The following is a 25860-nucleotide window of genomic DNA, read 5'->3' on the forward strand; positions in this document are numbered from 1 at the left end:
GCGGTGTGGCGTGACCGGGAAGCTTGATCTTGATCCGGTGTTGGTGGCGCGGGCGCGGGAGTTGGCGCGGCGGGCCGGTCAGCCGGTGGTCGACCTGGCGCGCAGCCACACGACGGTGTCGGTGGAGCGGGCGGTGTTGCGCCTGGCCGGGGTGACGGGCGCCGACCCGGACGGCATTCCGTGGGTGAACCGGCTGGTCGACGCGGTCGTCGCGGACGTCGGCCTGGGGCACGGGGTGGCGGCGCCGGTGTTCGACGCGCTGGTGCGCGAGGGCAGCACCGACGTGACGTTGCTGGCGCAGAAGGCCGCCGCCGGGTCGGTGCGGTTCGGCGTGCCGTCGGGTCGGGCGGCCACGGCGGCCCGGTCGGCGGCCCGCAGGGCCGTGGGCGCGGGGATTCGGCGTATCGACCGGCGGCGGGTCGAGCGGGACCGGCTCGTCAAGCGGCACGGTGACCCGAAGCAGCGGCCGTGGATCTACCTGATCGTGGCGACCGGGGACATCTACGAGGACATCCCGCAGGCGCAGGCGGCGGCGCGGGCGGGCGCGGACGTGATCGCGGTGATCCGCTCGACGGGACAGTCGTTGCTGGACTATGTGCCCGAGGGCGCCACCCGGGAGGGGTTCGCCGGCACGTACGCCACGCAGGAGAACTTCCGGTTGATGCGGGCGGCCCTGGACGAGTCGTCGAAGGAGTTGGGCCGCTACGTGCGGCTGACGAACTACGCGTCGGGGTTGTGCATGCCGGAGATGGCGACCCTGGCCGGCCTGGAACGCCTGGACATGATGCTCAACGACTCGATGTACGGGATCCTGTTCCGCGACATCAACCCGGTGCGCACGTTCGTCGACCAGCGGTTCTCCCGGCAGGTCCACGCCCGCGCGGGGATCATCATCAACACCGGTGAGGACAACTACCTGACCACCGCCGATGCGGTTGACGAGGCGCACACGGTGACGGTGTCGCAGTTGCTCAACGAGTTCTTCGCGCACGAGGCGGGCCTGGCGGACTGGCAGTTGGGCCTGGGGCACGCCTTCGAGATCAACCCGGAGGTGCCGGAGTCGTTCCGCCTGGAGTTGGCGCACGCCCTGCTGGCGCGGGAGTTGTTCCCGGACGCGCCGCTGAAGTGGATGCCGCCGACGAAGCACATGACCGGTGATGTGTTCCGGGGCAACCTGCTCGACGGGTTCTTCAACCTGGCGGGGACGCTGACCGGTCAGGGCATCCTGTTGGTGGGGATGATGACCGAGGCGGTGGTGACGCCGTGGTTGTCGGACCGGGACATCGCCCTGCAGAACGTGCGGTACGTCCTCGGCGCGGCCGGCGGGCTGCACGAGGACTTCGTGCCGGCGGCGGGCGGGTTCATCCGTCGCCGCGCCAACCAGGTGCTCGGTGAGGCTCTGGACCTGCTGGAGCGCATCGGGGAGCAGACGCTGCTCACCGCGATCGCCGAGGGCACCTTCGGGATCATGAAGCGGCCCGCGGACCGGGGCAAGGGCCTCGACGGGGTCGCCGCGCACGAGGGCGACTACTACAACCCGGCCACGGAGATCCTGGAGGCGGGTCGTGAGTAAGGGGATCGTTCGGCCCTACGGGGACACCACCGGCGACGGGATGGTGCAGGTGTCGTTCACCCTGCCCGTGCCGCACGACAAGCGGGCCGAGGGCGCGGCGGTGCAGTTGGCCAACAAGATGGGCATCGATCCGGCGATGGTGGTGCACGCCAAACCGATGGGGGACGGGTTCACGTTCTTCGTCGTGTACGGGCGGGTGAACCACCTCGTCGACCTGAACGCGGTGCAGGTGGTGGAGCGGGACTTCGCGCTGCTGTCGGCCAAGGACGTCAACACGGTGGTCAAGCAGCGGCTGCGGCGCAAGCTGTCCGTGGTCGGCGCGTGCATCGGCACCGACGCCCACACGGTGGGCATCGACGCGATCCTCAACGTCAAGGGCATCGCGGGGGAGAAGGGCCTGGAGTACTACCGGGAGTTGAAGGTCACCAACCTGGGCGCGCAGGTCAGTGTCCCGGAGCTGGTGGAGGCCGCGCGGGCGGAGAAGGCCGACGCGGTGCTCGTGTCGCAGGTCGTCACGCAACGCGACGCGCACCTGCACAACACGCGGGAGATGTCGGCGGCGTTCCGGGAGGCCATGCCGGCGGGCAAGCGGCCGCTGCTGATCGTCGGCGGTCCCCGCTTCGACGAGACGATGACCGACGAGTTGGGCGTCGACCGGATCTTCGGTCGGGGCACCACGCCGGGCGAGGTGGCCAGCTATTTGGTGCACGCCCTGATCACGCAACGGAAGGCGAACGCATGACCGACGACGCGCGGCTCGGGTTGACGGTGACGCACCGGCGGTATGTGCCGTACGCGCACGCCCACTACGCCGGCAACCTCGTCGACGGGGCGTACGCCCTGGGGCTGTTCGGTGACGTCGCCACCGAGGTGTGCATCCGCACGGACGGCGACGAGGGCCTGTTCGCCGGGTACTCCGACGTGCGGTTCACCGCGCCGATCCGGGCCGGTGACGTGGTCGAGGTGACGGCGCAGGTGTCGCGGGTGGGCTCCCGCAGCCGCACCCTGGAGTTGAGCTGCGTGGTGGTGTGCCGGGGCCGCCCGGACCGCTCCGAGTCCGCCGCCGAGGTCCTCGACCCGCCGATCGTGGCGGTGACCGCGACCGGCACCGTGGTCGTACCCGCTTCCTCATGACCCTCGCGGTCTGCGCGGACGTCGGCTCCACGTACACCAAGGCGGCCGTGGTGGACCTGGCGGCCGGTGTCCTGGTCGGCGCGGCGGCCGCGCCGACGACGGTGGGCAGTGACGTGCTGCGCGGCCTGGACGCCGCGGTCACGGCGGCCACCGCCGGGCTCGGGCTGCGCGACGTGCCGTGGTACGTCTGCTCGTCGGCCGGCGGTGGGCTGCGGCTGGCCGTTATCGGCTACGAGGCCCTCGTCACCGCGCAGGCGGGCCGGCGGGTCGGGTTGTCCGCGGGCGCGCACGTGGTGCACACCGGCGCCGGGCGGCTCGACGCGGCGGCCCTGGCCGCGTTGCGGGCGGCCCGGCCGGACGTGGTGCTGCTGGTGGGTGGCACCGACGGCGGCGACGCCGACACGATCCGCCACAACGCGACCCGGCTGGGCCGCGCCCGCTGGCGCACGCCCGTCGTCCTGGCCGGCAACGCTGATGTCCGCGCCGAGCTGACCGCGCTGCTGCGGGACGCCGGGGTGCCGGTGAGCAGCGCGGACAACGTGCTGCCGCGCATCGGGGTCCTCACGCCGGCGTCGGCGCGGGCCGCGATCCGGGCGGTGTTCCTGCGGCACGTCATCGGTGGTAAACGACTGTCCCGGGGTACCCGTTTCGCGCGGCTGGTGCGGGCGGCCACGCCGGACGCGGTTCTGACCGGGGTGGAGGTGCTGGCCGACACCATCGGCGGCGACCTGGCCGTCGTCGACGTGGGTGGGGCCACCACCGACGTGTACTCGGTGCTCACCCCCGACGAGCGGGCCAGCGGGCCGGGCCGGGAGGTCGCCGGCAGCCTGTGGCGTGCCCGCACCGTCGAGGGCGATCTCGGCATGCGGTGGAGCGCGCCGGGCGTGGTGCGCGCCGCCGTCGAGGAGCGGCTGCTCACCGACGCCGGCGACCTCAGTGTCGCCGCCGACCGGCGGGCGGCCGACCCGGCGTTCCTGGCCGCCGATGATGCCGAGCGGGCCGTGGACGCGCGGATCGCCACCCTGGCGGCGACGGTGGCGCTGCGCCGGCACGCCCGTGGTGTCGCCACCGGCGAGCGGGCCGGGCGGGATCTGCGGGACGTGCGGCTGCTGGTGGGCTCCGGTGGGGTGCTGCGGCACGCGCCGCCCGACGCGTCGGGGCGGGTGCTGGCGGCGGTCCTGGCCGACCACGCGGGCGGGTGGGCGGTGCCGCGCGCCGCCCGCGCCGTGGTGGACGTGGACTACGTGCTGGCCGCCGGTGGGCTGCTCGCCGAGGAGCACCGGACGGCGGCGCAGGCGCTGTTGCGCCACCATCTGTGCCCGCAGTGAGACACACCGATCCGACACGCCGTGGCGCAACACACGACAGGCCGGGGTGGGTTGACAGGAGGCGGGGTGTAGCACGTACCGTCTTTGAGTCCTACCACGGGAAGCGGCTGTTGTTCGCTTCGTCCCTTCGTCCGCTGGCCGAGCGACATGTTTGAGCGTCATCGTCGCGGCGGCCAGGTCCAGCGGGCGGGGGTCGGCGGGGCGGCGCGAACCGGCCGCGGTTACCGGTGTACGGGCAGGGTGAGGTGCACGGCCAGTAGACAACGGCCCGGCGGGGGCAGCCAGTCAACCGCCTGGTCGGTCCGAAGGTCGGCGTGCCCCATTCTCGCCCCACCGGCCGGGAAGGGCCTGGGAGCATCGGGGCGCGGCGCAAGCCGCGCCCCGATTTCATGTGCGCGCGACGTCGCCCCCAACCTCCGCGCCGATCTTGCGGTTTCTGTTGTTGAAACGGGCAGGAATGCCCCGTTCGTCGGGACAGAAAGTGCAAGATCGCGGAGCAGGGGTCAGGCGCGGATGGCGGCCGGGTAGCCTTCGGCGGGTGATCGAGGTGAAGCTGCGGTGACGACGCTGGACCGGGACGAGAGTCACGTCCCCACGGCGACCAGTGCGCCGGTCGCCGCGGGTCGGCCGCTGCCGCTGCGCGTGGCCGCGCCGATGGCCGTGGTCGCCGGATTGGCCCTGCTGCTGGCGTTCCCGCCGTACGGGGTGTGGCCGCTCGCGCCCGTCGGGGTGGCCCTGCTGGCCGCCGCCGCCCACCGGCGGCGGTTGCGCGCCGGCGCCGGCCTGGGTTTCCTCACCGGGGTGGCGCTGTTCGCGCCGATGCTGGCCTGGACGAACCTGCACACCGGTTACCTGCCGTGGGTGCTGCTGTCCCTGCTGCAGGCCGGCTACCTGGCGCTGCTCGGCGCCGCCACCGCCTGGGTGTCCCCCCTGGCCGACCGGGGCCCCTGGCAGTGGCCGGCGCTGACCGGGCTGCTGTGGGTGGGGCAGGAGGCGGTGCGCGACCGTACCCCGTTCGGCGGTTTCCCGTGGGGTCGCCTCGCGTTCAGCCAGGACGACTCTCCGCTGCTGCGCCTGGCCGCCCTCGGCGGCGCGCCACTGGTCACCTTCGCCGTGGCCCTCGCCGGTGGCCTGCTCGCCGCCGCCGTCTGGCGGGGCTGGGCGGCCCGCCGCGACGCCCGGCCCGAGTGGTGGCTGGCGGCGGTCGTACCCGCCGCCGTCGCCGTGGCGGTGGGCGCGGTGAGCCTGCTGGTGCCCGTCGCCGCCGAGGGCGGCGGCAAGGCCGTGACCGTCGCCATCGTGCAGGGCAACGTGCCGCGCCTCGGGCTGGACTTCAACGCCCAGCGGCAGGCCGTGCTCAACAACCACGTCGACGCCACCATCGAGCTGGCCGCCCGGGTCGTCGCCGGCACCGCGCAACGGCCCGACCTGGTGGTGTGGCCGGAGAACTCCAGCGACATCGACCCGCTGCGCAACCCCACCGCGGGGGCCCGCATCGCCCAGGCCGCCGACGCGATCCGCGCGCCCATCCTGGTCGGCGCGGTGCTGCTCGGGCCCGGCGCCGGGCAGGTCCGCAACGCGGGCATCCTGTGGCGGCCCGGCACCGGGGCCGACATGGCGCAGCTCTACACCAAACGGCATCCGGTGCCGTTCGCCGAGTACGTGCCGTTGAGGAACATCGCGCGCATGGTCAGCGACAAGGTCGACCTGATCCGCACCGACTTCGTGCCCGGCAGCACCCCGGGCGTGGTACGCGCCGGCCCGGCGACGCTCGGCGACGTGATCTGCTTCGAGGTCGCCTACGACGAGGTGGTCCGCGACACGGTCACCGGCGGTGCGCAACTGCTGGTGGTGCAGACCAACAACGCCACCTTCAACGAGGCGGAGGCCCGCCAACAGCTGGCCATGGTGCGGCTGCGGGCCGTCGAGCACGGCCGCCCGGCGCTGATGGCCTCCACGGTCGGCGTGTCCGGGTTCGTCGCCCCCGACGGGCGGGTAAGCGATGCCACCGGGTTCAACACCCGGGAGGTCGTGGTGCGGCAGCTACGGCTCGACAGCGGGCGCACCCTCGCCACCCGCCTCGGCTGGTGGCCGGAGCTGGCCCTGGCCGCTCTGGCGGTGGCCGCCCTGGTCGGCGCGGGTGTGCTGCGGCGCCGCCAGCGGGTCGTGCCCGGATAGCAGCAGCCGGTACGCCGGCGGGAGCGGAGGAACCGTGGTCCAGGCGACCGATACGATCCGGCGTCCCGACGAGGTGCCCGGCGTGGGTCGGGTCCTGGTGGTGATCCCCACCTACAACGAGGCCGACAACGTGGCGGCGATCGTGGGGCGGGTCCGCCGGGCCGCTCCCACCGTGAGCATCCTCATCGCCGACGACAACAGCCCCGACGGCACCGGCGCGATCGCTGACGCTCTCGCCGACGGCGACCCGCACGTGCAGGTGTTGCACCGCAGGGGCAAGGAGGGGCTCGGCGCCGCGTACCTGGCCGGGTTCGGGTGGGCGCGCGAGCGCGGCTACCACGCGGTGGTGGAGATGGACGCCGACGGCTCCCACGCCCCGGAGGACCTGCCGGCGCTGCTGGAGGCCGCCCGCGACGCCGATGTGGTGATCGGGTCGCGGTGGACCAGCGGGGCGCGGGTGGTGAACTGGCCGCTGCGGCGGCTGCTGCTGTCGCGCGGCGGCAACCTGTACGCGCGTCTCGCGCTGGGCATGCCCGTCTCGGACGCCACCGGCGGCTACCGGGTGTACCGGACCAGCGCCCTGGACGCCATCGACCTGGCGTCGGTGACCTCGCAGGGGTACTCGTTCCAGGTGGAGCTGTCGCGGCTGGCGCACCGGGCGGGGGTGCGGATCGTGGAGGTGCCGATCACGTTCGCCGAGCGGGAACGCGGGGACAGCAAGATGAGTCCGCGCATCGTCGCCGAGGCGTTGTGGCGGATCACCGCGTGGGGTGTGCAGGACCGGCGGCAGGCCGTACGCCGCAGCCTGAACGGCACCCCCACCGGTCAGGTGCGGTGGCCGTGAGCGCGGCCGTGTCATGCTGGATGCGCGGTTCGTGTCGGGCCGCGGGATGGCGATGAGGTGAGATGCGCCGAGGACTGAGGTTCGTGCCGCTGGCCCTGCTGCTGACGGTGGTGCTGGAGCTGGCGGTGTTCGTCGTCGTGGGCAGGGCGGTGGGGTTCGGCGCGGCGGTGCTGCTGGTGTTCGCCGCGTCCCTGCTGGGGCTGGTGCTGCTGCGCCGCGAGGGAATGCGCGCCTGGCGGGGGTTCCGCACCGCGGCGCAGGCCGGGCAGCCGCCGGGACGGCAGGTGACCGACGGGCTCGTCGGGTTGGCCGGTGCGCTGCTGCTGGCGATACCCGGGCTGGTCAGCGGCCTGGTCGGGTTGTCGCTGATGGTGCCGCCGGTGCGCCGGTTGGCCCGCGTCGGGGTGCAACGCGCCGCCGAACGGCGGGTGTCGTCGATGGTCGCCGGTGACCTGTTCGGGCCGCGTACGGTCCGGGTGCGTCAGGGCGCGCCACAGCCGCCGCCACGTCCGCAGCCGGAGCAGCCGGTGGTCGTCGACGGTGGCCGCGCCATCGAGGGCGAGATCGTCGAGCCGGGCCGCAACTGAATCCACCCACTCACACGACGGCGCCCCCGGGGTTTCCCGGGGGCGCCGTGTCGTGCGGGTGCGGCTCAGGCGCGGCCGCGGCGGGTACGAACCTCCTGGAGCCGCTCGGCGAGGATGTCCTCAAGCTCGGCGATCGAACGCCGCTCCAGCAGCATGTCCCAGTGGGTACGCGGCGGCTTGGCCTTCTTCTGCTCCGGCTCGCTGCCGTCGACGAGTCGGGCGACGCTGCCGTCGAACTTGCACTCCCAGGTCGTCGGGACCTCGGCGTCGACGGCGAACGGCACCTCGAACTGGTGGCCCTTGGCGCAGAGGTACTCGCGGGTCTGACGCGGCGCGAGCTCCGTGTTGCGGTCGGATTCGTAGCTGACCGCGCCCAACCGGCTTCCGCGCAGCATACGCTCGCCCATGATCGACTTCCCCTCGTTCGTGGTGCTGGTCTTCTGGGTGTAACGGCGCGTTCCCGTCGCACCATTCCCGCCCGAGGGCGTGAGGCGTCCACGGGCGGGCCGGAACCAAGGGTAGCCGGCCACGACCGGGACGCCACGGCGGTGGCGTGTCGTGACTGCCACCGGGGATGTTAAGGCGTGCGAGGACTGTGCCACACGCCCTAACCGCCCGAACGCGGTCAAGGTTGCGGCGACGTCGCACCCGGGTCGGAAGCACCCGCCCCGCCGGGTGCGGCCGCGCCGAGGCGGGCCAGCGCCAGCGCCAGGTCGCTGACCTGGTCACCGAGCTGCGCCACCCGCCGCTGGGCCACGTCCCGGTCGGCCTCGGCGGCCTCGAGCCGTACCGTCAGGGCCGTGAGCCGGCCCTCGGCGGTGGCCGCGGCCTGTCGGGCGGCGGTCAGCTCGGCGGTGAGCGTGTCGCGCTGCTCGGTCGCGGCGGTCAACTCCGCGCGGAGCCGGGCGGCCAGCTCGGCGGCGTCCTGCCGGGCGCCGTCGGCCTCGGCGGCGACGGCCTGGGCGCGGTCCCGGGCCCGTTCGGCCTGTTCGCGGGCCCGGGCGGCGTCCGCGGCCTCGGCGCGGGTCCGGGCGGCGTCGGCGCGGGCCTGGTCGATCTGACGGCGTACGTCCTGCGCCTCGGCCTGCCACCGCGCGGCCCGCTCGCCCGCGTCGGCGGCGTCCCGGGTGGCCCGTTCGGCGTCGGCGCGCGCCGCGTCCCGCTCGACGGTCAGGTCGGCCGCGCGCTGCCGTTCGGTGTCGCGCTCGCCCCGCAGGTCACGGACCTCGGCGCGGGCCTGGTCGCGGTCGCGTTCGGCCTGCGCGCGCAGCGCCTCGGCGGCGCTGACGTCGTGGCGGGCCTGGTCCCGGGCGGCCTCGGCCTGTTGGGCGCGCTCGTCGGCCGCGGCGGCGCGGTGCGCGGCGACCTCGGCACGTCGGGTGGCGTCGTCGGCCTCGGCGCGGGCCGTGCGGGCCTGCTCGCGGGCGCGCGCCGCGTCGGCCGACGCGGTCTCGGCGTCGTCGCGGGCCTCGTCGCGTTCGGTCTGCGCGGCCACGATCTCGGTGGCTGCCTCCGCGCGGGCCTGCGCGAGCTGCCGCTGCACACCCACCGGGGACAGCTCGGCGTGCAGCGCCTCGGTCAACGTCTCGACGATCTGGTCGAGGCGGTCCACCGCCTCCCAGGTGCGGGCCACCTGCCCGGGCAGGCCGGGGGCGTTGCGGTGGCGCATCCGACTGTTGCGCGAGGCGCGTTGGCAGGCGCCGTCGTTGTCACGGCAGTAGCGGAACGGCCGGCCGGCGCCGACACGCTGCGCCACCGGCGCTCCACAGTGGGCGCACGGGCGGGTTTCGGTGGGGGTGAGCGGGGTGTCCATCAAGGGCGAAGTCTAGGCCGCGTGTCGGCCGCTCAGGTCGCCGCCCGGGCCGTCGCGTCCAGGGTGTAGCGGCGCTGCAGCAGCAGCGCGGCGAGCATCGCCGCCGCCGGCAGCAGCCCGAAGCCGTAGCGGACCGCCGCGAGCGCCGCGTCCGGCTGCGCCGGTGACTCACCGGCGGTCGACGCCACGAAGCCGCCCGCCGCCAGGCAGAGGGCGTACGCGTAGGGGCCCAGGGCCGCGCCGGTGGCCTCGGTGGCCGTCCACACCCCGGTGTAGGTGCCCGCTCCGGTGGTGGCGCCGGCGGCGTGGATCACGTCGGGCAGCATCGAGAAGGGCAGCAGTTGCATGCCGGCGAACGCCACCCCGAGCACCGCCACCGCGCCGACGAGCACCGGTAGGCCGGCCGGTCTGCCCACCGCCAGCACCAGCGACCCGGCCGCGAACGCGCCCTGCGCGCCGAGCAGCGCCCGCTGCTTGCCGATCCGGCGGGCCAGCACCAGCCAGGCGGGGGTGACCAGCAGCGCCGGAGCGACGAACGCGGCCACCAGCACCGTGGTCAGCGCGGGGGCACGCAGCTCGTACTCCGCGTAGTAGGGCACCCCGGCCAGGACCAGGTGGGTGCTGGTGGACATGGCCAGGTAGGCGGCGACCAGCGGGCGGAACTGCTCATCGCGCAGGGCGGTGCGCAGCGCCCGCCACCCGCCGTGCCTCGGTGCCGTGCCGCCCGACGCGACGCCGCGCAGCCGGGCGATGCCGGCCACGCCCACCAGCATGGCCACCAGCATCCCGACGGCGAGGACCACGCCCATCCGCTGGTAACCGCCCCGGGTCGCGGCGTCGCCGCCGGTCAGCAGCGGGGCCAGCAGGCCGGAGGCGAGGATGCCGAGGGTCAGCACGACCATCCGGAACGCCATCAGCCGGGTGCGTTCGTCGTAGCCGATGCGCAGGTCGGCGGGGGTGGCCAGGTAGGGGACCTGGTAGGCGGCGAAGAGCAGGTTGCCGGCGACGAAGGCCACCGCCACCCAGCCGGCGGCGGGCGCGCCGGTCAGGCCGCCGGGCACCGCGAACAGCGCGGCGAACGCGACCGGCAGGGCGCAGCCGAGCAGCAGCAGCCGTCGCCGGTCACCCCGGCGGGCCTGTTCGACGTCGGCGCGGTGCCCGACCCACGGGTGCAGCAGCACGTCGGCGATCTTCGGCAGCAGCAGCGCCAGACCGGCCAGCCACGGCCCGACGGCCAGCACGTCGGTGAGGAAGTAGAGCAGCAGCAGGCCGGGAACGGTCACCCAGACACCCATGCCGAGGGAGCCGGCGGCGAACCCGGCGAGGGGGCCGCGGGGCAGCGTCGCGTCGGTGGCGGCCGCGGGCCGCCGGTCGAGCCCGGTCATCGCCGCATCCTCTCCGCAATCCAACAGTTGCTGGATTCTAGGGGCACAATGGCGGCCATGACCACGCCCCGACGCCGTCCGGGTCGACCTCGGCGCGACCAGACCCGACCCACCCGCGAGGTGGTGCTCACCGCCGCGACCGCGCTGTTCGCCGAGCGTGGCTTCGACGCCGTCGGGCTGCGGGAGGTCGCGGCCGCCGCCGGGGTCGACGTCGCCACGGTCGCCCACCACACGGGTACGAAGGCAGCGCTCTACGAGGCGTGTTTCGCGCGGGTGTTCGACGTGGAGCGGCAGGTCCTCACCGCCGCCGCCGAGCGGGCCCGCACGGCCCTCGACGCGGGCCCGGACGCGGCGCGGCGGGCGTTGCACGACCTGGTCGACGTGTTCGTGGACTTCCTGCAGGACCACCCGGAGACCACCGCTCTGTGGCTGCGACGCTGGTTGGAGCCGCAGCGGCACGCCGAGCTGGACCAGCGCTACGCCGAACCGCTCTACCGGCTGGTGGCGGAGCTGCTGACCGCCGCCGCGGCGGCCGGCGCGCTGGCCGAGCCGACCCCGCACATCACCGTACGCAGCCTGGTCTGGGCCACGCACGGACACGTCGTGGCGTTGGCCTCGGGCGTGCCGGCGGCCCGGGAACGCCGCGAGTTCCGGGCGTTCGTGCACCGCTTCCTCACAGCGTTGTACGGACCGACGGGTTGACGGGCCGCCGCCGCCCGACGATTATCCATCGGACGTTGGATAATGCGGGGGAGCGGCGATGCGGGCAGAACCCAGGGTTGCGGTGATCGGCGCCGGCGCGGCCGGACTCGCCACCGTCAAGGCGCTGCGCGACGCCGCCGTCACCGTGGTCTGCTTCGAGGCCACCGACCAGGTCGGCGGCCTCTGGGTGTACGGGGCGCCCGACTCACCCGCGTACCGCACGCTGCACCTGAACACCAGCCGTGGCCGTACCGAGTTCGCCGACCACCCGATGCCCGCCGACTGGCCCGACTACCCGGACCACACGCGGGTCGCCGGCTACCTGGCCGACTACGCCGACCGGTTCGGGCTGCGCGACGCCATCCGGCTGCGGCACACCGTCGAGCGGGTCATCCGCCGACCGGACGGCAGGTGGACGGTCACGGCCAGCGGGCCGGACGGGCCGGTCGAGGTCACCGTCGAGGCCGTGGTCGTCGCCAACGGTCACAACCGGGTGCCCCGGCTGCCCGAGCCGCCGTACCCCGGCACCAGCACCGCCGAGCAGATCCACAGCCACGACTACCGCGGCCCCGAGCAGTTGGCCGGCCGGCGCGTCCTGGTCGTCGGCGGCGGCAACTCGGCGATGGACATCGCGGTGGACGCCTCGTACGCCGCCGAGCGGACGCTGTTGTCGCTGCGCCGGGGCGTCTGGGTGGTGCCCAAGCACCTGCTGGGTCGCCCCTCGGACACCCTCAACGGCGCGCTGGCCCGCCGGCTCCCGTGGCGGCTGCGCCAGCGCATCAGCCAGACCATGCTCGCCGCCGCCGTCGGCAACCCCGCCCGCTACGGGCTGCCCGCGCCGACGCACGGCTTCCTGCAGGACCATCCGACGCTCTCGGACGGCCTGCTGTCCCGGCTCGCCCACGGCGACGTCGAGGCCCGCCCCGGTGTGGCCGCCCTCGACGGCGACCGGGTCGAGTTCACCGACGGCCGCGCCGACCAGGTCGACCTGATCGTGTGGTGCACCGGCTACCGGGTGGAGATCGGGTTCCTGCCGGCCGAGCTGCTGGGCGGCGGGGCCGACACCCTGGCGTTGTACCGGCACGTGTTCCACCCCGCGGCCCCCGGCCTGATGTTCGTCGGGCTGATGCAGTCCACCGGCTCCGCGTTCCCGCTGGTCGAGGCGCAGGCCAAGCTGGTCGCCGCGCAGCTCGCCGGCCGGTACGCCCTGCCCGACCCCGCGCGGCAGCGGGCCGCCTGCCGGGCCGAGCTGCGAGCGGCGACGGCCCGCTGGGGCCAGCGCCGCCCGGCGATGCGGGTGGACTTCGACGTGTACCTGGCCGAGTTGACCCGGGAGTTGAAGACCGGAGCACGCCGGTGACGGCGCTGACCGGCCGGCGGGTCCTCGTCACCGGCGCGAGCGGCACCTTCGGCCGGCACCTCGGCGTCGCGCTGCGCGCCGGCGGCGCCCGGGTGGTGGGGCTCGACCTGCACGCCCGCGACGACGACGACCTGCCGGTGCTCGGCTGCGACCTGACCGACCCGGCCGCCGTCCCCGCCGCCGTGCGGGAGGCCGTCACCCGGCTCGGAGGGCTCGACCTGCTGATCAACAACGCCGGGGTGGGCGGTCCCGCCCCGGCGGAGCTGGCACCGGACGAGGTGGTCCGCCAGCAGTTGGAGGTCAACCTGCTGGCCGCCTGGCGCACCACCGCCGCCGCGCTGCCGGCCCTGCTCGACACCCGCGGGCGGGTGATCTTCGTGGCCAGCCGGATGGCGGTGCTGCCGCTGCCCCTCGCCGCCGCCTACGGGGTCAGCAAACGCGCCCTCGTCGCGTACGCCGACGCGCTGCGCCACGAGGTGGGCACCCACGTCGGGGTGAGCGTCGTCTACCCCAGCATGGTCGCCTCGCCGATCCACGACAGCACCGCCGAGGCCGGGCTGTCGCTGCGGGGAGTGTCCCGCCCCGAGCCGGTCGAGGGTGTCGTCGCGGCGATCCTGCGCGCCGCCACCGCCCGGCGGGCGCCCCGGGACGTGGCGACCACCCGACGCGGCCGGCTGGAGATGGCCGTCGGCCGGCACGCGCCCGCGCTGGCCGACCGGCTGGTCCGCCGTACCCTCGTGGCCCGGCTCGCCGCCGGTGACCTGGACGCCGCGCCGCTGGCCGCCGGGATGGTCCGCCGCCACCGTGGGCGGTGAGGACCGGATCAGGGTACGGCGACAGCCGCCCGGGAACGGTCGGCGGCGATACGGACGGCCAACGCGGCAAGGGCCGTACCGGTCACCCACCGCTGGACGCGCAACCATATCGGCCGGCGGGCGAAGAACCCGGCCAGCGTCCCGGCGCTGAGCACGATCATCGCGTTGACGCTCAGCGCGACGGCGATCTGGGTCAGGCCGAGCAGCAGGCTCTGCGCCGCCACCTGTCCCCGCGCCGGCTCGACGAACTGCGGTAGCAGCGACACGTACAGGATGGCGATCTTCGGGTTGAGCAGGTTGGTGACCAGGCCCATGGTGAACAGCCGCCGGGGCCGGTCCGGTGGCAGCGGCGCGGGCGTGAACGGTGACCCACCACCCGGGCGCACCGTGCGCCAGGCCAGCCACAGCAGGTAGCCGGCGCCGGCCAGTTTCACCACCGTGTACAGCGCCGGGACCAGGACGAACACGGCGGCCAGACCGGCGACCGCCGTGGCCAGGTAGACGCCGAAACCGGCGGCCACCCCGAGCAGCGAGATCAGGCCGGCCCGGCGGCCCTGCGCCACCGACCGGGAGACCAGGTAGACCATGTTCGGGCCGGGCGTGAGCACCAGACCCAACGCCACCAGCGCGATACCCAGCAGCGCACCCGCATCGACCATGACGTCGCCCCCGTTCACCGGCCCCCGACCGACGGTAGGCCGGACGGCGACCGGTGACCCAGAGCCACCTGCGAGGCGGTGGCCTGCCGCACGGGAATGGTCACCGGCCCGACGGCGCTGACCTGTTGCGGCGTGTGTCGCCGGTCGGAGGCGGCGCGTTACGGTGGCCGAAGGAGGTGCCGCAGGGTGACCGAAGCGTGGGACGCGGCCGTGGAGGCGCAGATCCGGGGCGCCGCGCAACGCGGCGAGTTCGACAACCTGCCCGGGATGGGCAAGCCGATCCCCGGGCGCGGGATGCCGTACGACGAGTCGTGGTGGATCAAGAGTTTCCTGGAGCGCGAGAAGCTGCCCAGCGACCTGTTGCTGCCCACCCCGCTGCAACTGCGTCGACGTGTCGAGCAGGTCCCCGACGAGGTCCGCGACCTGCCCACCGAACAGGCCGTGCGGGCCTTCGTGGGGCAGCTCAACGCGCAGATCGTGGCCTGGTTGCGCAACCCCGACGGGCCCCGGGTCGCGGTCCGGCCGGTGAACGCCGACGAGGTGGTCGCCCGCTGGCGTGCCGAACGCGCCCCTCGGCACGTGACCGCCGCCGCCGCCACCGAGCCGGCCACCATCGCCGCCCCGGCCCGCCGATCCCGCCGGGCTTGGTGGCTGCCCTGGCGTCGCCGGGCCTGACGCCCCGAACAGTCCCGAACAGTCCCGAACACCCGCTTTCGCCCTCGATCCCCGTGCCGCCGCTACGGTCGGCACCGGGCGACCTGACGGCAGGCACGGGGAACGGGGGCGACGTGGGTGAGCGCGCCGCGACGTACGCCGAGGTGTTCGCGGTACGCGAGTACCGCCACCTCTTCGGCGCGTACCTGCTGTCCCTGGCGGGCGACCAGCTCACGGCCGTCACCGTGGCGTACCTCGTCTACCACGGGACCGGATCGGCGGCGCTTGCCGCCGCCGCGTACGCCAGCTCCTATCTGGCCTGGCTCGTCGGCGGACCGCTGCTGTCCGGCCTGGCCGACCGGTATCCCCGCCGCCGTGTCCTGATCGTGTGCGACCTTGCCCGCGCGGCCCTCGTGCCGGTGGCGGCGCTGCCGGCCGTCCCCGCGCCGGCCCTGGTGGCGATGCTCTTCGCGGTCAACCTGATGCGGCCGCCGTTCGTGGCCGCGCGCGCGGCGTTGCTGCCCGACGTGCTCGACGGCGACCGGTACGCGGTGGCCAACGGCGTGGACAACATCTGCGCCCAGGTCGTGCAGGTGCTCGGATTCGCCGTCGGCGGGAGCCTGGTGGCGCTGCTGTCGTTGCGCGGCGCGCTGCTGGTCGACGCCGGCACGTTCCTCGTCTCGGCCCTGCTGATCGCGCGCGGCGTCCGGGCACGTCCGGCGCCCCCGGCGCCGTCGGGTCGGGTCCGCGCCGGCCGCGCGGACGGCCTGCGGGTGCTCGCCGCCGACCCCCGGCTGCGCGCCTACCTGCTCGTCCTCTGGACGGCCAGCGCCTGCACCTACGCCGCCGAAGGGCTGATGGCGCCACTGGCGCGGCAGTACGACGGCGACGCCGCCACGGTGGGTGTGTTGCTGGCCGCCGCGCCGACGGGCATGGCGTTCGGCGGGGTCGCGCTCACCCGGTTCTGCCCACCGGCGACCCGACCCCGGCTCATCCTGCCCCTGGCCGCGCTGTCCACCGGCGTGCTGACGGCGGCGTGGCTCGTTCCGCCGCTGTGGGTGCTGCTCCTGCTGCTGGCGCTGGCCGGGGCCGCGAGCGCCTTCGCCGTCCCGCTGAACGCGCTGTTCGGCCGGGCGGTGCCGGCGGAGTACCGGGGACGCGCGTTCGGGGTCGCCGTCACCGGCCTCAGTGGCCTGCAGGGGACGGCGATGGTGCTCGCGGGTCTGGCCGCCGACCGGTGGCCGGCCACCACGGTCGTCGGGTTCAGCGGACTGTCGGGCGTGCTGGCGGTCCTCGCCCTCGGTCCGCTGTGGAGACGTGCCGCCCGTTTCGCGCCGTTTGAGGGGCGGGTCGTACAAACCCGAACGGTCCCGAACGCCGAAAGCCCTACCGCCGAGGTGGGCGGCGGTCGACGCTGAGGTCGTCGGGTGGGCACGGGGCCGCCCCGAAGGGGGGAAGGAGAAGCGCATGCGTGGCGTTCGCGAGCGTGGCATCAGCTGGACCTGAGGAACTACCTGGAACGGCCTCGGCATCCCCGCGGGTGCCGACGGCGTTCAGCAGAGCAGGCGCGGGTGCCGCGCGGGTCGTTGGTCCCTCGACCTGCGCGGCACCCGCCCGACCGGCTGACGGGGTCACTCCACCGCGGCCCGCCACACCCAGGAGGTACGCCGTGCCCGACCCGGCAATTCACCACGGCCGGTCATCCACAGCAGCACGTCGGGCGCGTCGCCGGGCGGGGCGTCCGGGAAGAGCCGCCGCAGCACCAGCGCGCTCAGGCCGTGCGGCGGCTGCCACGGCACGCCGAGGCCGAGGGCGATGTCGTGGGTGTGCAGCACCGTCTCGGCCACCCCCATCGCGGCGAACCCGGCCGGGTCGCAGGGCCCCCAGTGCCAGGCCCGCTCGGTCGGTTCGGCGGCCTCGACGGCGACCGCGAGCAGCCGGGCACAGGCCCGTACCACGTCGAGCACCCGGGCCGGGCTCGCCGTGGGGGAGACCCGCAGGTCGTACGGCAGGTAGCTGTCCTGCGCCAGGCCGGTGACCTGGCCGGCGTACGCGAGCAGGTCGTGCGCGACGTGCGCGGCGGTCGTCCAGCAGCTCCAGGTCAACGTGCCGGCCGGCACCGACCAGTCGCGGTCGAGGTGCGGGCGCAGCACCCGGGTCATCTCGTCGGCCGCCGCCCGTACGTCGGCGCCGGTCATCACGGACGTCCGTAGGTCGATGCGTGCAAGAATCCATCCTCGTGCTCGGGGGGAGGCGGACACCATGTTGCCCAACCTGGTGGTGGACACGACGGTACTGCCGTCGGCGGACCGGTTCGAGTTCTGGTACGCCCTGATCGCCCAGGAGACGGGGCCCGTGCACATCACCAGCGCGCGGCTGGACGATTTCGTCGCGTACGCCCAGGCCATCGACCTCGGCCGGATCCGGTTGGCCTCGCTGCGGTACCCGTCGCTGCTCGCCACCCGGCCCGGCGGGCTGGTCCGTCGAGCCCAGGCGGACATCTACCAGCTCACGCTGCCACTGACGGGTCGTAGCACGCTGGTCCAGGATCGCACCGAGACCGCGCTCGTCGCCGCCAGCCACTTCACCCTGCTGGACACGGCCCGTCCGCACATCGCCCGGCACCGGGCGGACAAGCCCGGTCTCGCCACGACGATCACCGTGCAGATCCCCTACGCGGCGCTGCCGTTGCCGCCGGATCGCGTGCGTCGCCTCCTGGCCACGCCGATGTCGTCGGGTTCCGGCGTCGCCGGGCTCCTGGCCCACCACCTGCGCAGCATCGCGGCGCACCCGGAGCAGTACGAGCCGAACCAGGCCGAGATGCTGGGCGGCATGGCGTTGGACCTGCTCGCCGCCACGCTCGCCCAGCGCCTCGACATCGAGGGTGTTCTGTCGCCGGAGACACGGCACGCCGCGTTACGCGCCCGCGTCGTCGCCTTCATCGACCGCCACCTCGACAGCGCCGAACTCAACCCTCGTAGCGTCGCCGCCGCCCACCACATCTCCCTGCGCTCCCTGCACCGCCTGTTCGACGGTGAGGCGACGACACCTGCCGAGCTGATCCGGGCCAAGCGTCTGGAGCGGTGCCGGCGGGACCTGGGTAACCCCCTGCACGCGCGGCAGCCGGTGCACCTCATCGCCGCCCGTTGGGGTTTCCCGGACAAGGCCCACTTCAGCCGCCTCTTTCGCGCCCGCTACGGACGTTCACCGCAGGCGTACCGGGCGGCCCACACGGCAGCGGACCGCTGAGCCGGCAGCCGTTAGGGCCGTCGGTGGTCGGTCGGGTCGTCCGCGTCGAAGTCGCGTACGGCGGTGCGGATCATCTCGCCGTACGGGTCGTCCGGTAGCTGGTCCAGGTGTTCCCGGGCCCGGGCGAGGTGTTCCCGGGCCGGGCCGGCGTTGCCCAGTCGCCGGTGACAGTCGGCGAGGTTGAGGTACAGCGACGGCAGGAACGCCCGGACCTCGAGCGAGGGCAGGTGCCGCCGGACGCGTTCGTCGGTCAGCTCGGACACCGCCGCCAGGGCGCGTTCGTCCCAGCTCAGCTCCGCGTCGAGGGTGTCCTGAAGGTCGGCGAGATGGTGGGCCACGGTGCAGCGGTGCAGCGCGTCGGCGGTCGGGCCGAGGTCGTCCCACAGCGCGGTGAGCAGTTCGCGGGCCTCGGCGGTGTCGCCGGTCTGGCCGAGCCGCACCGCCTCGATGACGCGGGTCATGGTCGGGTCGAGGGTCATCTGGTCGTTCATGTGGCCGATGGTCAGGCCTCAAGGAGGTCGAGGGTCAAACGGCGAGCGCGCTGGATCTCGTCCAAAAATTTCAATGATCGGTATTAATCTTGCACCTGTCAGTCGAATTTTCGTAGGCTGCCCGGGTGATCGAGCAACCGCTCGTCGAGGCGACGCTCGGCTCGATCGCGATGTACGTGGCGACGCGCCGGATGACCCGGGCGATGCTGCGGTGAGCGACACAAAAGAGCTGGACGCGATACCGCGCGGCCGGTAGCTTGCAGTCGACCGCGACACCGTCCGAGGAGGTGAGACCCATGACCGCTGGTTCGATGTGGGTGCTCCCCTCGCCGTCACGGTTGGGCGACTGACGTAGCTGTCGCCGGGAGCGCCTTTCACCAAGGCACTCTCGAAAGGCCGCTCCTGTGTCCTCCGTTCACCGTGATCCTGCTTCCTCGCCGAGCCCCGACGCGGATCGTCCGCCGCGCCTGTTCGACGTGATCATCGTCGGCTGCGGGCCGACCGGCGCCATGCTTGCCGCCGAACTACGCCTGCACGACGTGCGGGTCCTCGTGCTGGAGAAGGAGACCCAACCTCCGTCGGCCGTCCGCATCGTCGGTCTGCACATCCGCAGCCTCGAGGTGCTGGCGATGCGCGGACTCCTGGACCGCATGCTCGCGCACGGACGGCGACGTCCGGCCGGTGCCTACTTCGCCGCCATCGACAAACCCGCGCCCACCGGGCTGGACTCCCCGTACGCCTACCTGCTGGGCATCCCACAGCCGGTCATCGAACGTCTGCTCGCGGAACACGCGACCGGACTGGGCGCGCAGGTCCGGCGCGGGCGGGCGGTCACCGGTCTCGCGCAGGACGACGAGGGGGTGACCGTCGAGCTGTCCGACGGGGAGCGGTTGCGCAGCCGCTACGTCGTCGGCTGTGACGGCGGGCGCAGCACGGTGCGCAAGCTCCTCGGCGTCGGCTTCCCCGGCGAGCCCACGCGGACCGAGACGCTGATGGGCGAGATGGAAGCGGGTGTCCCGCCGGAGGAGATCGCCGCCACCGTCGCCGCGATCGGCGGAGCCCGGCACCGATTCTGGGTCCGACCCGCGGGTGTCGGGGCCTACAGCGTGGTCGTCCCGGCGGCCGGAGTCAGCGATCGCGCTCAGCCGCCCACCATCGAGGATTTCGCTCAACAACTGCGGGCCGTCGCCGGAACCGACTTCCGCGTGCACTCGCCGCGCTGGATGTCCCGCTTCGGCGACGCCACCCGGCTTGCCGAGCGGTACCGGGTCGGTCGGGTCCTGCTGGCCGGCGACGCCGCCCACATTCATCCGCCCATCGGCGGTCAGGGCCTCAACCTGGGCGTGCAGGACGCGGTCAACCTCGGCTGGAAACTGGCCGCGCAGGTTCAGGGCTGGGCCCCGGACACCCTGTTGGACACCTACCAGGCCGAACGTCGTCCGGTCGCCGCCGACGTGCTGGACAACACCCGCGCCCAGACGCAACTGCTGTCCGACGAACCGGGCGCGCGGGCCGTACGCCGTCTGCTCAGTGAGCTGATGGACTTCGACGAGGTGAACCGCCATCTGCTGGAGAAGATCACCGGAACCGGCCTCCGCTACGACCTGGGCGAGGGCCCGGACCTGCTCGGTCGCCGGCTGCCCGACGTCGACGTGCGACAGGGCAACCTCTACGGGCTGCTGCATCGCGGCCGTGGCCTGCTGGTGGACCGCACCGAGCGACTGACCGTCGGTGGCTGGAAGGACCGGGTCGATCATCTCGCGGACGCCGGGGCGGCGGTGGACGTCCCGTGCCTCCTGCTGCGTCCCGACGGCTACGTCGCCTGGATCGGCGACGAGCAGCGGAACCTCGACGACCATCTCGCCCGGTGGTTCGGCATGCCGTGAGTACGAGCGACGCTCAGGGCCCTTATTCAAGTTGACGCTTTATAAAGCTTCTGCTTAAATAAGGGTCATGAGCGTGACCCTCGACGACCAGCAGCTTGATGCGCTGTTCACCGCACTGAGCGATCGGACCAGGCGCGACATCGTGGCTCGGCTGACCACGGGCCAGGCGACGGTCAAGGAGCTGGCCGAGCCGTACGCCATGAGCATGCAGGCCGTGTCGCAGCACATCCGGGTGCTCGAGCGGGCCGGCCTGATCAGTCAGGGGCGGCACCGGCAGAGCCGGCCGTGTCGCCTCGAACCCGCGGCGCTGGACGCCGCGCTGTCCTGGATCGAGCAGAGCCGCCAGGCCTGGGCGGATCGCCTGGACCGCCTGGAGACACACCTCGCCCACCTGCAGGAAGGCTGAAATCCGTGGGTGACGACGAACTCGTCTACCGGCGGGTCTTCCGCGCGCCGCGCGAACTTGTGTGGCGGTGCCTCACCGAGCCCGACGAACTCGCGCAGTTCTGGGGACCGCGCGGCATGGTGACACCGGTCGAGGGCATCGTCGTCGACCTCCGGCCCGGGGGTCGGTTCGAGACCCTGATGATCGGAGACCAGGGCAGCTACCGGATGGTCGCCACGTTCACCGAGATCGTTGTGCCTGAGCTGCTCGCCTGGGTCGAGCCGGCGACCCGGATGCACACGACCAGCACGTTTCACGATCTCGGCGACGGCGGAACCGCGGTCGTCATCCACCAGCGGCACGTGCCCGAGGCGATGCGTACGCCCGATGCTCGCGCTGGTTTCGCCACCTCGCTCGACAAGCTCGCGGAGCGCCTCGCCCACCTCACCCGGAAGGATCAACCATGACTGACCCGCAGCCGTGGGTCGCATCGACCTACCGAGGGCTCGCCGACCTTCTCGCCACCTCGGCCATCGACATCTGGGATGCGCCCTCGTTGTGCGAGAAGTGGCTGGTGCGACACGTCGTCGCGCACGTCACGATGCCGGTACGGCTGACCCCCGTACAGTTCGCGGCCGAAATGGCCGCAGCCCGCGGTGACTTCACCGTGCTCTCCGACACCGTGGCCACGCGCGACGCCGAGCTGCCCCGCACCGACCTTCTCGATCAGCTCCGATCGCCGAGCCTGCACGCCTGGCAGCCGCCGGGCGGTGGCGCCGCCGGCGCGCTGAGTCACGCCGTCATCCACTCCCTGGACGTGACGCTCGCCCTCGGCCGGCCCGATGTCGCACCGGCGGACGCGGTCGGCACCGTCCTGGGCAATCTAGGTGACGCCAACGGCGCCATCTTCGGAATCGACCTGGCCGGTGTCCGACTCGAGGCGACCGACACGGACCGGCGCTGGGGGAGCGGTGAGGTCGTCCGTGGTGACAGCGGTTCTCTGGTGGCGCTGCTGAGCGGTCGAACGCTGCCCGACGGCCGGAGCCTGCCCCGCGGCTGACGCCGCGATATCGAACCATGACCGACCGCGAAATTGTGTGTCGTGTCCGGGTAATTACGCAGGTGGCGACGGCGCTCCATGATGGTGCCAGGATGTCGATCTGGACGTTCGGTGCGTCGATCGGCTTCGGTTCTCGGGTTCGAGACGGTGACGCCAACTCGGTCGCCACCGAACGCGAGTGCGCCTACCACCGGCGAGGAGAGACGTGACCCCGGACATTCAGGCGGTGCTGGCCATCGGCGCCACGACACTGGTGACCGCCGCCGCTACGGACGTGTGGAACGGGTTGGCTCGCCCGGGGTTCATCCGGCTGTTCGGACGCGGTCGCGCCGACCAGGAGGCGAAGGCCGCGCGTCGGCTCGATGCGCTGGCGGCCACCGTGGAGCAGGCACCGGCGGACAAGCAGGTCGAGGTCCGGGCCCAGCAGCAGCCGCAATGGCTGACCCGGTTGCAGGATCTCGCCGAAGACGACCCGGCCGTCATCGATGACCTGCGGGCCCTTGTCACCGAGGTCACCGCCCGGCTACCCGCCGAGCAGAAGGTGCAGATCCAGAACATCGTGGCCCGGGACCACGGCGTCGCGTTCGGCGTCCAGAACGGCAACATCATCTACCACGAGGCGTCACCGTCGACGGAAGCGTGAGCGGGAGTCGATGGATCGCATGGCCACGGCAGAGGAACCACACCCCTCCTTCCAGCAGGTCACGTCGGTCGCTGGGTTCGCCTACGGCGTGATCAACGCCGACATCCACGTCTTCGCCAACGGCGAACCGCTCTACCTGCTGGCCAACTGGCAACCCGAACCGGACGCCGACGTGGACTGGCTGCGGCAGATGCCCAGCCGCATGCTCAACGCCCGACGCGCCGTGGTGCCGTTCACCGGCCGCGATCAGGAACTCGCCGACCTGCGGCAGTGGCGCGACAGCGGACCGCCGCGGCTGAGCGTGCGCTGGCTGCACGGGCCCGGCGGGCAGGGCAAGACCCGTCTCGCCGCCCAACTCGCGGCCGAGTCGCTCAGCGCCGGCTGGAAAGTGGTTGCCGCGTTCCACGGTCCCGACGCCGACCGGCCCGAGCCCGGCAGCCACGACCTCGCCCTGACCGGGACCGCCGGGCTTCTTCTCGTGGTTGACTACGCCGACCGGTGGCTGTTGAGCAACCTCACCTGGCTACTCAAGAACACCCTGCTTCACCAGGTCGGCGTCCCCACCCGAATTCTCATGATCGGCCGCAGCCTGGACACGTGGCCGGCGATCAGCGCCATCCTCGACAACTATCGGGGCCACACGAGCGCCCAGCGGCTCCCCGACCTGCCCACCGATCACGCCCGGCCCACCATGTTCACCGCGGCCCGCGACCGGTTCGCCGCCATTTACCGGCATCCCCGCCCTTCCACGATCCTGCCCTCGGTCCCGCTCGACAGTCCCGAGTTCGGGCTCACCCTCGCCGTACACATGGCCGCCCTGGTCGCCGTCGACGCCGCTGTCAGCGGCGAGCGGCCTCCCGAAGGCATGGACGCCCTGACCCGGTACCTGCTCAATCGGGAACAACTGCACTGGCGACGGCTCTACCACGACGGCGTCACGGGAACCGGGAGCGGCTATCGGACCCCGGGCGACGTGATGAACCACGCCGTTTTCACCGCTGCCCTCACCGGCGCGCTCGACCGCACCGCCGGCGCCGAGCTTCTCGAACAGCTCGGTGTCGGGCCAGATGTCGAACAGATCCTCCGCGACCACACGGTCTGCTATCCACCTGCCGAACCCAACCAGCCAACCGTCCTGGAACCCCTCTATCCGGACCGGCTCACCGAGGACTTCCTCGCACTCACCCTGCCGGGACACCACACCGACTACCCCGCGCAGGACTGGGCACCCCGCACCGCAACCGCTCTCCTGACCGCCCGCTCCCAGGACGACTCGACAAGCTCGGTGCTCTCCCGATCGGTCACGTTCCTCGCCGCGGCCGCTGACCGCTGGCCCCACGTGGGCAGCACTCTCCTCTACCCGCTATTGCGCACACATCCCGATCTCGCGATCAGAGCGGGCGGCACCGCGTTGACCGCTCTCGCCACCAGCCGATCCGTGAGCATCGAGGTGCTGGAGAGCATCGAACCTCTGCTACCGATCGAGAGGCACATAAACTATGACATCGCCGCGGCCGCCGTGACGAGCGTGCTGACCGCGCACCGCCTCGCCCACACCACTGATCCCGCCGAACAAGCTGTTCTGCAGTCCAAACAGGTCTTCCGCCTTGCCCGTGTCGGCCGCCAGGAGGAGGCTCTGGCCGTGGCCGAGGAGGCCGTGGCCACCTGGCGGCGGCTGACCGAGGCAGACCCGGACGCCCACCAAGAAAACCTCGCCACCTCGTTGAGCGACCTCGGCCTCCGTCTGTCCGAGCTGGGTCGCGGCGAGCAGGCCGTGGCTCCGGTCCAGGAGGCTGTCGCCGTCTTCCGTCGGCTGGCCGCGGCAGACCCGGGCGACTACCTACCCTTTCTTGCCACGTCGCTGAACACTGTCGCTGCGGTTCTAGCCCGGCTGGGCCGCCTGGCGGAGGCTCTGGCCGTGGCCGAGGAGGCCGTGGCCACCTGGCGGCGGCTGGCCGAGGCGAACCCGGACGCCTACCTATCCGACCTCGCCAACTCGTTGAACAACCTCGGCGCCTGCCTGTCCGAGCTGGGTCGCTCCGGGCAGGCCCTGGCCCCAGCCAAGGAAGCCGTGACCATCCTGGGGCGGCTGGCCGAGAAGAAACGCGGCTTCTACGTGTCCGACTTCGCCCTGTCGTTGAACAACCTCGGCAACTGCCTGTCCGCGCTGGGCCGCCGTGAGCAGGCGCTGGAGGCGACTCAGTCGGCCGCCGGCACTTACCGGGTACTGGCCGAGGCGAATCCGGACTCCTACCTACCCGACCTCGCCCTGTCGCTGAACAACCTCGGCCTCCGCCTGTCCGCGCTGGGCCGCCCTGAGCAGGCCCTGGCCCCGGCCGAGGAAGCCGTGGCCATCCGGCGGCGGCTGGCCGAGACGAACCCGAACGTCCACCTTCCCCACCTCGCCGACTCGTTGAACAACCTCGGCGCCTACCTGTTCGAGCTGGGCCGCCCTGAGCAGGCCCTGGCCCCGACCGAGGAAGCCGTGGCCATCGGACGGCGGTTGGCCGAGACGAACCCGGACGTCCACCTTCCCGACCTCGCCGACTCGTTGACCAACCTCGGGGCCCACCTGTCCGCGCTGGGCCGCCCTGAGCAGGCGTTGGCTGCTGCTGAGGCCGCCGCCGTCATTCACCGGCGGCTGGCCGAGGTAAATCCGGACGTCTACCTAGCCGACCTCGCCACCTCGTTGACCAGCGTCGGCAGCATCCTTTTCGCGCTGGGCCGCCGCGAACGGGCCATCGCCCCGGCCGAGGAAATCGTGGCCGTCCGGCGGCAACTGGCCGAGACGAACCGGGACGCCCACCTACCCGACCTCGCCATGTCGTTGTGGACATACGCCACGGTGTGCGCAGACGCGAAGCAGAACCTGCCCGAAGCCTTGAAGGCGATCACCGAGGCGACTCAGCTCTACGGATCGTTGGCCAAACGTATGCCGCAGAAGTTCGCAGGCCAAGCACTCTCCGCGTACCGGACTCTGGCCGATGTGCTGGAAGGAGTCGGCCGCAGGGAGGAAGCGGACGGTCTTCGGCAGCAGCTCGACAGGGTTTCGATCAGAACCACGGATTGAGCCTTCAGGGATGGCCACGGTCCCACCACCTGCGCCACTCATCG

General features: G+C 73.0%; 25 protein-coding genes. 19 read left to right on the forward strand and 6 right to left on the reverse strand.

Annotated features, from left to right (window positions below; translation table 11 throughout):
- The first annotated feature begins 10 nt into the window (after window positions 1-10).
- The 7 genes from AB0B55_RS03525 (at window position 11) to AB0B55_RS03555 (ending at window position 7644) form a co-directional block, all read left to right on the forward strand.
- Window positions 11-1573, forward strand: coding sequence for a lysine 5,6-aminomutase subunit alpha (locus tag AB0B55_RS03525; protein ID WP_357118528.1), 1563 nt, complete (start codon window positions 11-13; stop codon window positions 1571-1573).
- A complete protein-coding gene (locus tag AB0B55_RS03530) occupies window positions 1566-2315 on the forward strand; it encodes an OAM dimerization domain-containing protein (RefSeq protein WP_357118532.1) in 750 nt (249 codons plus the stop codon). The genes AB0B55_RS03525 and AB0B55_RS03530 overlap by 8 nt, the downstream gene beginning before the upstream one ends.
- Window positions 2312-2707, forward strand: coding sequence for a hotdog domain-containing protein (locus AB0B55_RS03535; RefSeq protein ID WP_357118535.1), 396 nt, complete (start codon window positions 2312-2314; stop codon window positions 2705-2707). The genes AB0B55_RS03530 and AB0B55_RS03535 overlap by 4 nt, the downstream gene beginning before the upstream one ends.
- On the forward strand, window positions 2704-4035 hold the full coding sequence (locus tag AB0B55_RS03540) for a glutamate mutase L (protein WP_357170042.1): 1332 nt from the start codon (window positions 2704-2706) through the stop codon (window positions 4033-4035). The genes AB0B55_RS03535 and AB0B55_RS03540 overlap by 4 nt, the downstream gene beginning before the upstream one ends.
- A gap of 558 nt (window positions 4036-4593) precedes the next feature.
- Window positions 4594-6213, forward strand: a complete 1620-nt coding sequence (gene lnt / locus AB0B55_RS03545; RefSeq protein WP_357170044.1) for an apolipoprotein N-acyltransferase — start codon at window positions 4594-4596, stop codon at window positions 6211-6213.
- A gap of 34 nt (window positions 6214-6247) precedes the next feature.
- Window positions 6248-7057 (forward strand): polyprenol monophosphomannose synthase, encoded by an 810-nt coding sequence (locus tag AB0B55_RS03550; RefSeq protein WP_357118545.1) that lies wholly within the window; start codon window positions 6248-6250, stop codon window positions 7055-7057.
- 62 nt (window positions 7058-7119) lie between these two features.
- Entirely contained in the window at window positions 7120-7644 is a 525-nt protein-coding gene (locus tag AB0B55_RS03555; RefSeq protein ID WP_357118548.1) for an FxsA family protein, read from the forward strand.
- Between the two features lie 65 nt (window positions 7645-7709).
- Here AB0B55_RS03555 and AB0B55_RS03560 read toward each other — a convergent pair whose 3' ends face one another.
- The 3 genes from AB0B55_RS03560 to AB0B55_RS03570 all read right to left on the reverse strand — a co-directional run bounded on the left by AB0B55_RS03560 (window position 7710) and on the right by AB0B55_RS03570 (window position 10842).
- Window positions 7710-8051, reverse strand: a complete 342-nt coding sequence (locus AB0B55_RS03560; protein ID WP_046564157.1) for an RNA polymerase-binding protein RbpA — start codon at window positions 8049-8051, stop codon at window positions 7710-7712.
- A gap of 218 nt (window positions 8052-8269) precedes the next feature.
- Window positions 8270-9457 (reverse strand): hypothetical protein, encoded by a 1188-nt coding sequence (locus AB0B55_RS03565; RefSeq protein ID WP_357170573.1) that lies wholly within the window; start codon window positions 9455-9457, stop codon window positions 8270-8272.
- Between the two features lie 32 nt (window positions 9458-9489).
- Window positions 9490-10842 carry an MFS transporter gene (locus tag AB0B55_RS03570; RefSeq protein ID WP_357170047.1) on the reverse strand — a complete coding sequence of 451 codons (1353 nt, stop codon included), beginning with the start codon at window positions 10840-10842 and terminating at the stop codon, window positions 9490-9492.
- Between the two features lie 57 nt (window positions 10843-10899).
- Between AB0B55_RS03570 and AB0B55_RS03575 the strand changes: the two genes are divergently transcribed.
- From AB0B55_RS03575 to AB0B55_RS03585, 3 genes are read left to right on the forward strand one after another with little or no spacing between them, the layout of a single operon-like run.
- Complete coding sequence (locus tag AB0B55_RS03575) at window positions 10900-11544, forward strand: TetR/AcrR family transcriptional regulator (protein ID WP_357118555.1); 645 nt, start codon at window positions 10900-10902, stop codon at window positions 11542-11544.
- A 58-nt stretch (window positions 11545-11602) separates the two neighbouring features.
- Window positions 11603-12904: an NAD(P)-binding domain-containing protein gene (locus AB0B55_RS03580; protein WP_357118558.1), complete on the forward strand. Its 1302-nt coding sequence runs from the start codon at window positions 11603-11605 to the stop codon at window positions 12902-12904.
- Window positions 12901-13719: an SDR family NAD(P)-dependent oxidoreductase gene (locus AB0B55_RS03585; protein ID WP_357170050.1), complete on the forward strand. Its 819-nt coding sequence runs from the start codon at window positions 12901-12903 to the stop codon at window positions 13717-13719. Before AB0B55_RS03580 ends, AB0B55_RS03585 begins: the two co-directional genes overlap by 4 nt.
- 8 nt (window positions 13720-13727) lie before the next feature.
- Here AB0B55_RS03585 and AB0B55_RS03590 read toward each other — a convergent pair whose 3' ends face one another.
- Entirely contained in the window at window positions 13728-14378 is a 651-nt protein-coding gene (locus AB0B55_RS03590; RefSeq protein WP_357170575.1) for a LysE family translocator, read from the reverse strand.
- A gap of 186 nt (window positions 14379-14564) precedes the next feature.
- Between AB0B55_RS03590 and AB0B55_RS03595 the strand changes: the two genes are divergently transcribed.
- Both AB0B55_RS03595 and AB0B55_RS03600 read left to right on the forward strand, forming a co-directional pair.
- Window positions 14565-15053 carry a DUF1992 domain-containing protein gene (locus tag AB0B55_RS03595; RefSeq protein WP_357170053.1) on the forward strand — a complete coding sequence of 163 codons (489 nt, stop codon included), beginning with the start codon at window positions 14565-14567 and terminating at the stop codon, window positions 15051-15053.
- 113 nt (window positions 15054-15166) lie between these two features.
- The gene (locus AB0B55_RS03600; protein ID WP_357170056.1) at window positions 15167-16450 is read left to right on the forward strand and encodes an MFS transporter; all 1284 of its coding nucleotides are present in this window, start codon (window positions 15167-15169) and stop codon (window positions 16448-16450) included.
- Window positions 16451-16663: 213 nt separating this feature from the next.
- Here AB0B55_RS03600 and AB0B55_RS03605 read toward each other — a convergent pair whose 3' ends face one another.
- Window positions 16664-17230: a maleylpyruvate isomerase N-terminal domain-containing protein gene (locus tag AB0B55_RS03605; RefSeq protein ID WP_357170059.1), complete on the reverse strand. Its 567-nt coding sequence runs from the start codon at window positions 17228-17230 to the stop codon at window positions 16664-16666.
- A 64-nt stretch (window positions 17231-17294) separates the two neighbouring features.
- Here AB0B55_RS03605 and AB0B55_RS03610 point away from each other — a divergent pair, with 64 nt between their 5' ends.
- Window positions 17295-18281 carry a helix-turn-helix domain-containing protein gene (locus AB0B55_RS03610; protein ID WP_357170062.1) on the forward strand — a complete coding sequence of 329 codons (987 nt, stop codon included), beginning with the start codon at window positions 17295-17297 and terminating at the stop codon, window positions 18279-18281.
- An 11-nt stretch (window positions 18282-18292) separates the two neighbouring features.
- Here the strand turns inward: AB0B55_RS03610 and AB0B55_RS03615 are convergent, their stop codons facing one another.
- A complete protein-coding gene (locus tag AB0B55_RS03615; protein WP_357170065.1) occupies window positions 18293-18772 on the reverse strand; it encodes a hypothetical protein in 480 nt (159 codons plus the stop codon).
- 467 nt (window positions 18773-19239) lie between these two features.
- Between AB0B55_RS03615 and AB0B55_RS03620 the strand changes: the two genes are divergently transcribed.
- The 6 genes from AB0B55_RS03620 (at window position 19240) to AB0B55_RS03645 (ending at window position 25816) form a co-directional block, all read left to right on the forward strand.
- The gene (locus tag AB0B55_RS03620) at window positions 19240-20658 is read left to right on the forward strand and encodes an FAD-dependent monooxygenase (RefSeq protein ID WP_357170577.1); all 1419 of its coding nucleotides are present in this window, start codon (window positions 19240-19242) and stop codon (window positions 20656-20658) included.
- 67 nt (window positions 20659-20725) lie between these two features.
- Complete coding sequence (locus AB0B55_RS03625; RefSeq protein WP_357118580.1) at window positions 20726-21064, forward strand: metalloregulator ArsR/SmtB family transcription factor; 339 nt, start codon at window positions 20726-20728, stop codon at window positions 21062-21064.
- A gap of 5 nt (window positions 21065-21069) precedes the next feature.
- A complete protein-coding gene (locus AB0B55_RS03630) occupies window positions 21070-21510 on the forward strand; it encodes an SRPBCC domain-containing protein (protein WP_357118584.1) in 441 nt (146 codons plus the stop codon).
- Complete coding sequence (locus AB0B55_RS03635) at window positions 21507-22103, forward strand: maleylpyruvate isomerase family mycothiol-dependent enzyme (protein WP_357170068.1); 597 nt, start codon at window positions 21507-21509, stop codon at window positions 22101-22103. The genes AB0B55_RS03630 and AB0B55_RS03635 overlap by 4 nt, the downstream gene beginning before the upstream one ends.
- A 205-nt stretch (window positions 22104-22308) precedes the next feature.
- Entirely contained in the window at window positions 22309-22746 is a 438-nt protein-coding gene (locus AB0B55_RS03640; protein WP_357118590.1) for a hypothetical protein, read from the forward strand.
- Window positions 22747-22765: 19 nt separating this feature from the next.
- Complete coding sequence (locus AB0B55_RS03645; protein WP_357170071.1) at window positions 22766-25816, forward strand: tetratricopeptide repeat protein; 3051 nt, start codon at window positions 22766-22768, stop codon at window positions 25814-25816.
- Window positions 25817-25860 lie beyond the last annotated feature (44 nt).

Source organism: Micromonospora sp. NPDC049107 (assembly GCF_040648595.1).
Taxonomy (GTDB): domain Bacteria; phylum Actinomycetota; class Actinomycetes; order Mycobacteriales; family Micromonosporaceae; genus Micromonospora.

Bases quoted from the DNA above. Each gene is read 5' to 3' on its own strand.
- AB0B55_RS03535 (WP_357118535.1), top strand. From the start codon at position 2,312: ATGACCGACGACGCGCGGCTCGGGTTGACGGTGACGCACCGGCGGTAT.
- AB0B55_RS03540 (WP_357170042.1), top strand. From the start codon at position 2,704: ATGACCCTCGCGGTCTGCGCGGACGTCGGCTCCACGTACACCAAGGCG.
- AB0B55_RS03555 (WP_357118548.1), top strand. From the start codon at position 7,120: ATGCGCCGAGGACTGAGGTTCGTGCCGCTGGCCCTGCTGCTGACGGTG.
- AB0B55_RS03560 (WP_046564157.1), bottom strand. From the start codon at position 8,051: ATGGGCGAGCGTATGCTGCGCGGAAGCCGGTTGGGCGCGGTCAGCTAC.
- AB0B55_RS03565 (WP_357170573.1), bottom strand. From the start codon at position 9,457: ATGGACACCCCGCTCACCCCCACCGAAACCCGCCCGTGCGCCCACTGT.
- AB0B55_RS03570 (WP_357170047.1), bottom strand. From the start codon at position 10,842: ATGACCGGGCTCGACCGGCGGCCCGCGGCCGCCACCGACGCGACGCTG.
- AB0B55_RS03575 (WP_357118555.1), top strand. From the start codon at position 10,900: ATGACCACGCCCCGACGCCGTCCGGGTCGACCTCGGCGCGACCAGACC.
- AB0B55_RS03580 (WP_357118558.1), top strand. From the start codon at position 11,603: ATGCGGGCAGAACCCAGGGTTGCGGTGATCGGCGCCGGCGCGGCCGGA.
- AB0B55_RS03590 (WP_357170575.1), bottom strand. From the start codon at position 14,378: ATGGTCGATGCGGGTGCGCTGCTGGGTATCGCGCTGGTGGCGTTGGGT.
- AB0B55_RS03605 (WP_357170059.1), bottom strand. From the start codon at position 17,230: ATGACCGGCGCCGACGTACGGGCGGCGGCCGACGAGATGACCCGGGTG.
- AB0B55_RS03610 (WP_357170062.1), top strand. From the start codon at position 17,295: ATGTTGCCCAACCTGGTGGTGGACACGACGGTACTGCCGTCGGCGGAC.
- AB0B55_RS03615 (WP_357170065.1), bottom strand. From the start codon at position 18,772: ATGAACGACCAGATGACCCTCGACCCGACCATGACCCGCGTCATCGAG.
- AB0B55_RS03625 (WP_357118580.1), top strand. From the start codon at position 20,726: ATGAGCGTGACCCTCGACGACCAGCAGCTTGATGCGCTGTTCACCGCA.
- AB0B55_RS03635 (WP_357170068.1), top strand. From the start codon at position 21,507: ATGACTGACCCGCAGCCGTGGGTCGCATCGACCTACCGAGGGCTCGCC.
- AB0B55_RS03645 (WP_357170071.1), top strand. From the start codon at position 22,766: ATGGCCACGGCAGAGGAACCACACCCCTCCTTCCAGCAGGTCACGTCG.